Origin of the sequence: Chryseobacterium sp. SG20098 (assembly GCF_031844745.1) — a bacterium.
Taxonomy (GTDB): Bacteria; Bacteroidota; Bacteroidia; order Flavobacteriales; family Weeksellaceae; genus Chryseobacterium; species Chryseobacterium cucumeris.
Genome location: NZ_CP134622.1, coordinates 231475 through 244568, shown reverse-complemented (window position 1 = coordinate 244568; position 13094 = coordinate 231475). Strand labels below are relative to the sequence as shown.

The window sequence follows — 13094 nt, the reverse complement described above, 5'->3', positions numbered from 1 at the left end:
TTGCGATGTCAGCAACATTTGAAAATGATATTTCTTTGCTTTACAATTTAGACTTCTCTTTAGAGTCTGTTTTGAATCCTATTGAACCTAAAAATAGAAATGATTTTGGGCAAAGGCTAATCTTAACTCCCAAAAGATACTTTAATGATTTTGATGATGATTCCTTAAAAAACATAATAAATCATCATATAGAAAATGAACAAAATATTTTAGTTATAATACCGAATTATAAGGACGCTGAATTATGGGAACATCATGGAGCTAAAAAAATTACACATAATATTGAAGAAGAATTAGAAAATTTTAAAAAATCTAAAGGGAACTTTATTGTTATAACAAATAGATATGATGGCATTGATTTAAGTGGTAATATTTGTAATGTTCTTATATTACATAACCATCCTAATCATAAATTTTTAACTGACAAATACAGTGAAACCATGCTTTATACAAAACATAGCAATATAATAGCTCAAACCATAGAGCAAGGTATGGGTAGAACAGTCCGATCTGGAAATGATTTTAGTGTTGTTTATTTGTTGGGAAGAAATATTTTAAAGTTTTTGAGACAAAGGGAAAATTTTAAATATCTAAATAAACATACCAGAAAACAAATAGAAATAGGTATTGATTTATTAAATAGTGATGAGGAAATAGAGAAAGAAAACATTCCGAAAATCATTTGTGAAACTGCTAATTCTTGTTTGGAACAGGATCAAGATTGGCTTGATTTTTATCAGACACAAATGGATTCTATTAATGAATCAGAAGATGATGAAAATAAAGAGAATAGATATAAAATAAAGAACATTGAAAAGCTTGCAATGATTGAATTTTTAGAAGATGATTATGAAAAGGCAAGTTCAATTATTGAAGAAATTCTAAAAGAAGATATATCTGATAATGAAAAAACAACATATTATCTTTTATTAGCTAATATTACCTTTTTTATAGAAAAAAACACATCCAATGATTTACTAGTAAAGGCAAGGAAAATTTCACACTTATCTTTTCAACCTTTCTTATCAAAAGATTATTTAAAATCTAGTATAAATAGTAAAGAGCAAATTATAGGAGCTTTGGAATATTTAAATTCCTTTACAACTCTTAATGATGCAATTAACTCAATCAGAGAAACTATAAATAATTTACAATATTCTCCACATAATAAAGCTGATAAGTTTGAAGAGGCAGTAAAAGAATTAGGCCTCGTTCTGGGATATTCTTCTACAAGACCTGAAAAGGATAAAAAAGAAGGACCTGATAATTTATGGATAATGGATAATAACTGCAAATGAAAGATTAAAGGTTATTGACAATGAAAGCTTAGATAGTATTAAGGCTTCATTAAATAAATTAATAGATTATCTTTCCAGAAAAAAAGACATAAAAAATATAAATCTAAAAGATTTAAATATTGTATTCAAAAATTGTAATTTATTGACGAATGAATTAGGCAGATATTTGAAAGTTATAAAGTAAAAAAGAGGCTGTCTAAAAAGTCCAAAAAAATATCCCCGTTACTTAAAAAAGTTTCGGGGATTTTTTTGTTGTTTGTCCTTTAAGATTTATCTTTAAGGTGCACCCAAACAAACATTGATATGAAAGTACGGTTTAAATCTTTACCCACCAATACTCCCAGCTTATTTCCTGAAGATATTTTTGATAAGATAGGTGCTAATCATCCGGTACGTCTTATCAATGAATTAGTGGATAACTTGAATATCGATCATATTATAAGTGAATATAAAGGCGGTGGAACGACAAGTTTTCACCCCCGGATGATGATCAAAGTTTTATTCTATGCCTATTTCAACAATATTTATTCATGTTGTAAAATAGAAAAGGCACTTGGAGAAAATATTCATTTCATGTGGCTTTCCGGCAACAGTAAGCCTGATTACAGAACCATCAATTACTTTAGGAGCAAACGGCTTAAAAACCATATTCACCGTCTTTTTGCAGATGTTACCGTTGTTTTGCAGAATTTGGGTTACGTAAGTTTAAATGTTCAATATATAGATGGTACAAAAATAGAATCATCTGCCAACCGATACAGCTTTGTATGGAAAAAATCTGTAGAAAAGAATAAATTAAAACTGGAAGCTCAAATTCATTCCGTACTTGAAGATATTGAATCCCAAATCAAAGAAGAGCGTTATGAATCCCATGAAAAGCACCTTCCAAAATCTATTGACAGCAGAGAGCTTCAGGATAAAATAGCAGAACTTAATCACTCTGTGGCACAGGACAATAAAACCGGTAAGAAGCTCATTAAAAAGCTTCAGCATCAGGACCTACCCAGATTACAGAAGTATGAAGATCAATTAAAAATACTCTCAGGCCGCAACAGTTATAGTAAGACTGATCCCGACGCCTGCTTCATGCGGCTCAAAGACGACCATATGAAAAATGGGCAGCTTAAGCTAGCCTATAATGCACAGATCAGTACTGAAAACCAGTTTATCACCCATTACAGCATTCATCAGACTCCTGGAGATACCACTACATTGAAGGATCATCTTAACGGCTTTGAAGATCAGTACCACAAACAAAGTAAAGAGGTAGTAGCAGATGCCGGATATGGAAGTGAAGAGAATTACGAAATGATGGCAGAAAAAGCTATAGAGGGCTATGTAAAATATAATAATTTTCATAAAGAACAGAAGCGCAGTGAGAAGAACAATGCGTTTGCTGTACAGAACTTATATTATAATGAGGAAAATAACTTCTATGTATGTCCCTGCGGACAGCAAATGAACTTTATCGGTAAAGGCAAAAGGATCAGCAGTAACGGATATGAATCTCAGGTACATTATTATCAGGCTTTCAGATGTCAGGGTTGTCCTCTCAGAGAAAGCTGCCATCAAAGCCAGGATAATCGATTAATCGAAGTGAATTATAATCTGAACCATCACAGAATGAAAGCCAGGCAAAGGCTGATATCTGAAAAAGGGCATTACCACAGAAGTAAACGGCCTATAGAAGTAGAAGCTGTATTCGGGCAATTAAAAAGCAATAATAAATTTTCAAGATTTACTCTAAAAGGACTTGAAAAAGTAAATATTGAATTTGGATTAATGGCATTGGCACATAATCTTAGAAAATAGTGAAAAACAGAAAACTTAACCGTAAAAATTGGCTAAATACACTTAAATGCAAACAACATATGCATCTTTTCCATAAGTATATGGAAATCCAAAAGTATAAAATTGCTGCATAACTATACGCAGTCTCAAAACAAAAAAAAGAGGCTGACCTTTTTGGACAGCCTCTTCAATTTTTAACCCTACCTATCAGATAAAGTCGTAGCTATTACAATTTAGATTGCCAGTGTTTTATAAAATTACTTTAATTTGCGGCTTTGTTTAAGTAAAACCAGCAAATCTTAAATTTAATTTTAAAGTTAGAACTATTCCTCCTCATCCTGTCGTATCTCTATCTTTCCTTCTTTCATAAGAAATCTGTATCCGAACGGTATTGCTAGATATTTTAAAATATCAGGACGAGCAAAAGCAACATGATAAAAGTGAACCATTTTCAATGATTTAATATCATCATTATAATCATCAGTGATAAGATACCATCCAGTCTCATCCTGAGGTGACTCATATCTGATACCTTCAATATCCTTTCCTTCATAAACACCATCTAATATAACCACTGACTGGTTGAAGTTTGGAAAAAGAGGAATAAGATTTTGTTGCCAGCATATTTCCCTTTGCTGTCTAACAACTGAAATTGCCGTATCACAACCTTTATTAAAACCACTACCATCAGAGTTCGCTTCATATAAATCATAGCAGTTATAATCATCCAACCTAAATTGTAAAAGCCATGAATAATAACCAATATTTTGGTTTTCAGAAATAATTGGCTTACTATCTACACAATAGTCTATAAGATATTTGATAACTTCTAAATAATCTGCGTTATTCTGACTCCCTTATGCAACTTCACTTTCTTCCCAATAATTACAGACAAACCATCGGTAAATAAATTCTTTCTATCAGCTCTTATTGAAATGTCCTTATATAGTTTATTATCAAAATCATCATGCATACTTTCTATTTTTCATATTTAATCGGTTTTCTTAAAAGATAAGCCACAAAATTTGTGGCTTATCTTTTTTTGATCTATTCCATTTACCTCACAGCCAATTGTATAAAAACTAATGATAAATATGCGACTAAACCAGTTAATATTAGATTTATTAAAATAAAAATAATTTCAAGTAAAGATATTTTTCTCTCTACATATGCTATGTTGATGGCTAAAAGTAAACCTACCGCTATACCAGAATATAGTAAAAGTTCTCCATTTCCACCATTGATATGAGTATAACATATAACTATAACATAAACCCATATTAATATATTTGTTAAAATTACCGTATTTTTTTTCATGGCTTTTTTTCTTCCGATTTGTTTAATTCTTTAACTACCGCATTGTATGCATTATAACGATATTTATTATCAATTTCTGTATGTGAAGCATTAACAGGAACGTTTAATATTTTAGTCTTTAACGGATCTTTTGCTTCAATATCTTCACCTCCAATTGAACTTCCCATAAATCCATCATTCTTGTTATAATAATTAACAGCAGTCTTAACATTTGAAGGAATATTATCACTATCCCAACCAGCAGCAATGTCAAGAGTAAAAAGTAAATCTACTTTAACTTCCGTATGCTCATTAACATCTATTTGACTATGAAAAGGAATAATATACAATACTGGTTTGATTTCCTTGATGAAATTCAAAGTGATCCAAAATTGAATGTTTGGCATATTGCTTTGTTAACTGCAATTGCCCTCCTTGCTTGCAAGCAAAATGAAAAATGGATTATCAGAGTGAGCAGGAGAAAGCTTATGGAGTTTTCGCATATCACTACAATAACCAGTTATCATAAATATTTTAAGCAACTTCAGCAGTTTGGATACATTAAGTACATTCCATCTTATCATCCAGATTATCGCAGTACTGTAGAAATTCTGTCTATACAGAAAAGCTGAGTCAGAAAAACAATTCCCTCAAAACTTTATGCATTGAGGGGATTGCTTCTATTAAATAATATCCTTTGCTCTAATGAGCATATTTTCAAAAGCATTACATCTCTCGGCATGAAAAAGCTCTAAAGGAACGTTCTGAGTGTTTTTTAAATCATGGAATTCTTTTTCGAGCTGTTCGAGAAGTTTAACCAGATCCCTATTGAAATTATTGTTATCTCTTAGCTTGGCTTCAAGATCTTTCATTTCTCGGGCAATTGATTCCTGTTCAGTGATTGCATAATCCTCTGTCTGTTTCACTGAATGATGACCCAGCATTTCTTTAACAACATGTATTGATACACCGTTGTTTAAAGTAACCGTACTGGCAAAGGTACGTCGTGCTTTATGAGTATTAAGTATTACATTAACATTACATAAAACCGCTATCTCCTTCAGATATTCATTCATTTTCTGATTTGAGCGACCCGGCAATACGGTGCCTCTTTTTATGCATAATGGATTATCTTTATATTTCGATATAATTTCCAACGCTTTAGGCAAGAGTGGGATATCAGTGTCAGATTTTGATTTTTGCCTGCTGGACATAATCCAGGCACCTCCATCATTAGCTTCTTTAATATCTTCCCATTTGAGTTGGAAAGCATCTATATAGGACAGTCCTGTGTAACACTGAAAAACAAAAATGTCCCGTACTACCGACAATCTTTCTGAGCTAAATTCTTTTTCTTCAATTCGTTTTAGTTCAGCTTTTGTCAGCGGCTTCTTTTTGACCTTGGTTTTCTTTCCAATAAATAGCTTAAACGGATCTTTAGGAATAATTTCTTTTGCAACAGCTCTCAGTACTATTTTCTTAAAATTGCTAATATACTTCAATGAAGTATTGTTAGAACATTTCCTTACTGTTTTTAAGTACAAATCATAATCCTTTACAAATTCGTAATTCAGTGCTCTGAACTCTATGTCTTCTTTATTATATTGATACTTGATAAATTCTTGAACATGGGACCTTGCGGTGATATAACGGTCATGTGTTCCTTTGGCATATTCTCCGGTCTCTACCAATTTACCCATCTCATCATTATGTTCCTGAAATTCTTCAAGAACCTTATTTCTTGGTTTATATTTTCCGTTTATGAAGTTTATAAGATCAATAGAGGTAATGGGAATACCATTATTCATAAGCTCAGTTCTATGGCTGTTAATCTTAGTCATTAAAGATTCCAGGAAAAGGTTAATAATCTTTGCATCTTCTTTCGTACCCACAGCTTTGCCTTCTTTCTGATCCCATCGGTTGGGATACCATTTTCTTTTCGTAGAGGTTTCTTTTGGAATACCATCTACAGTTATCCGCACATAAATATGGCGGACCTTTTCATTTTTTGAGCTCTTTAAAAAGAAAGTGAGCCCATAGCTTTGTTCTACTAACATAATTCAACATTTTTTAAGGTTATAAATGTCAAACTAAAAGTTCCTCGAATCAAGATGTTTAGATTTGCAACGTGTTCATTACACATTGTTTAAATGCATTTTTACAGCTTTTTAAGTCTGCTTTCTATGGCAATTTTCAATCAATTTAAAAATTGCCACACAATTGCCAAAAACTTTTGGAGTATTTTTGAAAATTACAGCAATTGCAATAAATAAAAAATCCTGCAAATCATTGATTTTGCAGGATTTAAATATTTTTTGATGCTTTTTGAAAACTTACGTTTTTGCATCTTGCGGAGAGTGAGGGATTCGAACCCCCGGACCTGTTACAGTCAACAGTTTTCAAGACTGCCGCAATCGACCACTCTGCCAACTCTCCTTTAACTCCGGCAGTACCGTTGTTTTCAGTGGTGCAAATATAGAAAGTTTTTTATTACTGACAAAATATTTTTACAATAAAATTCGTATTTCTGGTGTTTTAAAGAGACAGCAATGTCCTTAGCCAAATAAAATTTGAATATTAAGATCTCAACATCAGATATTTAAACTCAGGGATGAAATATTTACGTTTCAATATTTTTTCACTAATTTTTTAACCATAGTAATACTCGGTAGTCACGTCTCCGCTGAAAGCCGGGTATGCATCCTGTTTTTCCATGTGCAACTCAAATAGTCTTTCGCCATTTTGACTTCCTCCCCGTATTTTCAAAGTATGCCATCCGTTTTCCAAGGATAACGTAATACTGTTTTCCTCATTAATGGTAGTAATATCTTTTAAATAGCCAATTCCTACAATTTTTACTTCATTATTAGCCGTCTGAAAAACCCAGCCTCTTGACTCTACCTCTACTTCACTATCATTCAGGATTTTTTCCTCATTTACAGAAACCCGGAATGCATAATAGTCTTCCTCTACCCCTATAATTGGAATAGCGATTCCTGATTTTGTTATTTCATCCCCATGTTCGTTTTCTACAAAATATTTTAAAATATTATTACCGGAAAGGTGATTTTCCTCCAGATATTTTGCTAAAAGTTCTGGACTAAACACCACAAAACCTTTAAGTTCTGAGAATATTTTTTTCATAATATATTTGAATTGGATTTGGATTAAATATTTAAACTCTATTGCTATGCTTTTGACTTACTGTCCATTTCACATCAGTACAGCACTCAGGTTTTTCTTGAAATTTCAGATAAATAATTGTCTTGTTCTATGAGAAAATCATTAATTATGACAACAACTTCATCTATATTTTTTAAAAATAATTCCTGGTATTCTCTTGCCGGTTTATCCAAACTGTAAACAATTTGGGAATATTCATATTTTGATAATCCGATATAGATATAATAAGGTTTTTCGGAATTCCGATTGTAGGTAATGTCTATAAAAAGTTTTCCTCTTACTGCTGAAAAAATCAATTCTATATCATCATACAAAGCTTCATTTCTTATCAGATTATTATAAACAATGGTCCAGCTTGAAATTTTTAAAGGGATAAGCTCTTTTTTTGAAGGATTCAGGTATTCTGATAATGTATTGTATAATTTATCAATTTGATGACCTGTCTCTATTGTTTTATAAATAGCTGCACCATCATGATGCCATTCCCCTAACCTTCTGGATAGCATGCAGAAATCAAAAGAATATCCTACGTTACTGTTTTCATAGGTAACTGAAATATTTTTTCCTGTAATGTGATTTACAGCACTAAACAATAAGGTATCATCAAAAGGGATAGCCTCTATATTATAATTTTTGTCTATAAAAACGTTTGCATCAATACTCCATCCGCCTTCAACCTGAATTCCAGTGTTTAGTATTCCTTTATCTTTCATCGTTATGGATAATTTGCTTTTTTTATATAATTATTGGCATCTGCCTCTGATATCGGATGGCTGTGTATGGTACCGGAAGCCACTTCCACTCTCATAAATCTTGTTTTTTCTCCCATATTATATCCAATATCGGTAGGATGTTCATAAATATAGTACGTAACTCCACCATTAGGTACTACATTACCCTTTCTCATGGCATCAAATGCGGCTTTTTTCTCAAAATTTTTGAAATTATCTTTTACTACATCCGGGAAATATGATCCTTCGGGTTTACCGCCTACTCCTTTAATACTTCTGGCTTTAGCATCTTCCATAGAAGTGGCCTGAATATGTTTGGTAGCATGTATAGAAGGAGGTGTAGGTCTTTTTGCTTTTATAATTGAACCTCGTTCTGCTTTTCTTCGTGACCATCCCCCGTCAACCTCTATTAATCCCAGCGGATCAATTTCCGAATTACTATCATGGGTATATGCATACAGATTGGGATTATCTCCAAGCGGACCCATTGGATCCTGAGAAAGATAAGTCCCGCTTTTTCCATCATAATAACGGAATCTATTATAACAAAGTCCCGTCTCTTCATCTTCATACTGCCCTTGCTGTCGGAAAGGAATAAATGATTCATCACCATTTACATTTTCAATTCTTCCGAAAATATCATAATCGGCACTCCAGACCAGATTTCCATCCTCATTATAAGCCTGCGCAGGTCTCCCTATATAATCTGAAATAATTGATGTCCTTCTGTTTCCTTCAATCTTTGCAGACGGCACATGGCTCCCTGTTTCATAAACCCATGTTATTAAATTCTCTACAGGCTCTTGCTTATTTATAATATTTCCTTCATCATCAATTTCATTGGCAGGTCTTGCCTCAATATTATAATTCCATTCATGTAAAAGAACATTACCATCCCAAATATAACGAGTTATTTTCTGCCAGCCAATTTTAGAAATTCTTCTTCCCAGTGCATCATACTCAAAACTCACTTCTTTACCATCAGGACGCTTTACTTTAGCCAGCATTCCATTAGCCCTCCAGGAATAAGCCCAGTCACCGGATTCCCATTCAGTTTTTTGAATTTCTGCTGAGGAATTATCGTTCACATCAGGTAAAATAACACCTTCCGGCATTTTCGGGCGGCTAAGCCAATCCGAGGCAATGGCTTTGTAATAAGGATGAGCGCTGTTTGATTTTTCCTGATGTTCTGGCCTCGCATTATTGATCACCCTTTTACTCTTTAATAACAAATTTCCTTCTTCATCATAATGATAAAACCAGTTTTTGTCACGCATCAGCTTTCCACCTTTATCATAAATACGGTCGGTACGTTTTATACTTTCATATAAGCAGCCCGTTTCATCAGGGTTTTTATGCTGAACTTTTCCGTTGGAATATTCTGCAGCAGCAAGACTTCCAAATGCATCATAATCAAATCTTGTTCTACCACCTTTTACTTTGTCAAGTATAGTCAACAACCGGTTTCCTTCTCCCCATATATAGTCTTTATGAAAAGTAGTATTTGCTTTATGAGTAATTACTTTCTGGCTTATAGGCATTCCGGTATGATCGAATTCAAAAGTACTTTCCACATTCCCGGTCATTTTACGGGAAAGGATTTGCTCATTTCTACGGGTTTCAACATTCATCTGCCAGGGTAAAATTACCTCTGTAGTGCTGGCGGAAATATTTCTAAGCTGTCCCAGATCAGTATAGGAATAATCAATTTTCGCTCCTAAGCTGCTTTCCAGACCGATAAGATTAGCTTGCTGATCATATTTATATTGAACTAAATGTTCCCCTTGTTTTTCATTGATAATCTGCCCCAGTTGGTTTCTCTGAAAGCTAAGACTGCTATCTTCGTTATCTGCTTTGATAAGCAAGCCTGAAGTATCATATTGATATGCCTCCCAGGTTCCGTCCGGATAATCCACCTGCATTATTCTTCCTGCCAGATCATATTCATAAAAGATTGTATTTCCATGAGGGTTTCTTCTTTGGGTTATCAAACCATCCTTATCACGGATAAAGATTGTTTTGCGTCCCTCAAAGCCGGTTTCACCAATAATTTTGTTATTATTATCTCTTTCAAAAATATAGACCTCTCCTTTTTCATTGGTCATACTTACTAAATTTTCGTAAGCATCATAGCCAAAGGCTAGTGTTTCTTCTTTCTTACTGGTGAGTGCATTCCTTCGAACCTGCCGCTTTAAGCTTCCCATTGGAGTATAACTCATCAACCATTCTGCATGGCCATCTGTAGCATACACCGGAAGATCATACGCATCGTAGCGAAGTTTCAATGGTAATTGACCCTGTTCATTCACTTCAACCACTCTTCCCATTTTATCTCTGTTCCAAACAGTTCTGCTTAAAGGTTTCGGACTAAAAATCAACAGCCTTCCATAGTCATCAAATTTCCAAAATTGCTCAGTTCCGATAGTATTGGTAAGTTGAGTAAGCTGTCCTCTTTCATTATACTCGTAAAATGCCGTAACTTTTTCTCTTATGCATCTTTCCGGAAGCCTTTTTCCATCAGCATATTCATAATAAACATTTTCTTCTGCCGCATCTGTATGACTGATTAATCTTCCATGCTCATCATAATTCCATGTTTCAGAAGCTCCCGAAGGTGAAAAACGGGCAATAACCTGTCCAAACTCATTATACTGATAATGATATTCTTCTCCATCAGGACTGTGAAAAGTCTTGATATTTCCCATTTCATCATACGTATACCCCTGAACACGTCCTTCCGGGCTTCCTATCATTTTCAGTTCATTGTATGCTGTAAAGTCATACCAGGTTTCCCCACCTTCTCCATCTACTTTTTTATATACAAGAAAATGATCATCATAATAATAACGTTCTGTTTTATTATCTTGTTTAGGGTATATTACTTCTGTGAAGCCTTCTTCTTCATCATAATGAAAACTTCCTTCCATATATCCATCCAAACCTTTAGTATATACTACCCTACCTTTTTTATCATATTTCCAGATATAGCTCATCCCATTTCGGTTGACTCTTCTTACAATTTGATTTTTCCCATTATATTCAAAGACGATCGCTTTTTTGTGAATATCCCAGACATGGGTAAGATTTCCACGCTCATCATAACTATAACGGACCAACAGATCTTTTTGGTTTTTATAGCAATAACAGACTTCTGTTATCTTTTTATATTCAGGGTGAATAGTGGTTTCTATACTTGTTTCTGTATTAACATCTTTTATCCTTTTTAGAACAATATTGCGGCCTTCATACTCATATTCACGAACAGTTCCGTCACCATATTCGATCCTTGCAATTTTATATATCACTCCTTCTGTAACATGATGAAAGCGGGTATAAGTGTAGATGTCTGTACCTTTGCGAACAACCCAAATACTGTTATTTGGTCTGTATTGCCAGATTTTCTGATCTCTGAAATAGGTCATTTCTTCTCCGATTTCAGGTACGGGAACAAGCATGGCTATATTTTCTTCAGGATGCATCCATCCGGCAAATTTGTTATTCTCTTCAGGAAGGATAAACAGATCGTGATTATTAAAAACGCCATTTCCTAAAGGCCCAAAATCATAAGGTCTATCGCTGTGCCATTTATTTTTCCAGGTTAAAGGAGTATTCCCCAGAATTTCGAAATCCTCCCATTCAAAAAACATAGCACCCGTTGCAAAATTAACAGGTTCCAGCCCCCAATGACATAATTTCTTAGAAAGAGCATTTGAAAATTTAAACTTATTGAAAGGAGCTTTTTTAAGAACACTGTTATTAAGCTTTTTTAAACCATTCGCTCCCAGTTTTCCTATTTTCTTTGTTAAACTTCTCATTAAGAACATCCCTGCAAGACGCATCAGCATTTCTCCGGGTGTATAAGTATGAGGAACAAAGGCTCCTCCCACCAATACAGGGCCTCCCGTATTGATCTGGATATACATGCTTGAAAAGTTATTGTAGAAAGCAAAATAAGCCAATGGATTTTTCTTGGGTTTATCCGGCATTGCAGGCAGCATGGTCATTCCGAAAGGAAATCCCATACACGTTAATACCTGTTGAGGCTGATTTCCGCTCATTTTACTTCCCTGTGCCAGAACGGTCTGTGAGCCGTAATACACTTCTCCTTCATGGGGAGCTTCCTGAGGAAAAGGAATGAGATACACCGGAATAAGCGATGTAACATGTCTGAATGGAATCACCACTCCCATCACACTGGTTGTAGTGGTAGCTTTATGCCTTCCGTGAACATATATTGAGCCTCCCATCGGAATACTTTCCGGAAGAGAAGGCATCAGATTTCTTGCAAATTGCGGAACCGGAATCTTGATGGTAATATAATCCATAATATCAAAAACAATCCCGATAAACGGATGAGGCAATGGCAAAGGAATAAACATAAATGAAGGTGGCGGCGGAATGAGCGTCCAGTGAATATCAATGGCCAGTACGATATCAAAATGCTTACTTGTATGCTGAATAGCTGTGGAAGGCATTGCAGGATTATTGACCTTAATCAGTTTCACTTTGCTTTCCGGTGCTGCTCTTTCTGTTGTCACAGCACTGTCGCCACCTCCGCCTCCACTGCTTTTCTCCGGCTGGCCGGCATCTCCTCCCAATAAGGATTTAGCCATAGAAACAGGATTCAGGGAATCGAAATTATTTTTCATTCCGTTTTTCCAGCCCTGTGTCGTTTTATCCCAACTTACCGAAGTAACGTCTGCTTTGACCTTCCAGGAGCGGTCCGGGTTCATATCCGGCTTTGCTACCTTGATGGGTTTTACTGTTTTTTTATTCAGATCTGCCATGATTTCTT

At 34.4% G+C, this 13094-nt stretch carries 9 protein-coding genes and 1 tRNA gene; 2 read left to right on the top strand and 8 right to left on the bottom strand.

From position 1 onward, the window contains the following. Positions 1 to 5: 5 nt before the first annotated feature. Positions 6 to 1298, top strand: coding sequence for a helicase C-terminal domain-containing protein (locus tag RHP76_RS01095; protein WP_311229277.1), 1293 nt, complete (start codon positions 6 to 8; stop codon positions 1296 to 1298). A 303-nt stretch (positions 1299 to 1601) separates the two neighbouring features. After that, positions 1602 to 3110 carry an IS1182 family transposase gene (locus RHP76_RS01090; protein WP_311229276.1) on the top strand — a complete coding sequence of 503 codons (1509 nt, stop codon included), beginning with the start codon at positions 1602 to 1604 and terminating at the stop codon, positions 3108 to 3110. A 302-nt stretch (positions 3111 to 3412) separates the two neighbouring features. Here the strand turns inward: RHP76_RS01090 and RHP76_RS01085 are convergent, their stop codons facing one another. The 8 genes from RHP76_RS01085 to RHP76_RS01050 form a co-directional block, all read right to left on the bottom strand. Continuing rightward, positions 3413 to 3820 (bottom strand): immunity protein Imm33 domain-containing protein, encoded by a 408-nt coding sequence (locus RHP76_RS01085; protein WP_311229275.1) that lies wholly within the window; start codon positions 3818 to 3820, stop codon positions 3413 to 3415. Positions 3821 to 4145: 325 nt separating this feature from the next. Then, entirely contained in the window at positions 4146 to 4406 is a 261-nt protein-coding gene (locus tag RHP76_RS01080) for a hypothetical protein (RefSeq protein WP_311229274.1), read from the bottom strand. After that, positions 4403 to 4792 (bottom strand): hypothetical protein, encoded by a 390-nt coding sequence (locus tag RHP76_RS01075; protein ID WP_311229273.1) that lies wholly within the window; start codon positions 4790 to 4792, stop codon positions 4403 to 4405. Before RHP76_RS01075 ends, RHP76_RS01080 begins: the two co-directional genes overlap by 4 nt. Before the next feature lie 276 nt (positions 4793 to 5068). Then, positions 5069 to 6442: a site-specific integrase gene (locus RHP76_RS01070; RefSeq protein ID WP_311229272.1), complete on the bottom strand. Its 1374-nt coding sequence runs from the start codon at positions 6440 to 6442 to the stop codon at positions 5069 to 5071. A 294-nt stretch (positions 6443 to 6736) separates the two neighbouring features. Next, positions 6737 to 6821, bottom strand: a tRNA-Ser gene (locus RHP76_RS01065). A 213-nt stretch (positions 6822 to 7034) separates the two neighbouring features. After that, on the bottom strand, positions 7035 to 7529 hold the full coding sequence (locus RHP76_RS01060; protein WP_241279397.1) for a hypothetical protein: 495 nt from the start codon (positions 7527 to 7529) through the stop codon (positions 7035 to 7037). An 86-nt stretch (positions 7530 to 7615) separates the two neighbouring features. Beyond that, positions 7616 to 8281 (bottom strand): hypothetical protein, encoded by a 666-nt coding sequence (locus tag RHP76_RS01055; RefSeq protein ID WP_311229271.1) that lies wholly within the window; start codon positions 8279 to 8281, stop codon positions 7616 to 7618. A 2-nt stretch (positions 8282 to 8283) separates the two neighbouring features. After that, entirely contained in the window at positions 8284 to 13086 is a 4803-nt protein-coding gene (locus RHP76_RS01050) for an RHS repeat-associated core domain-containing protein (RefSeq protein WP_311229270.1), read from the bottom strand. Positions 13087 to 13094 lie beyond the last annotated feature (8 nt).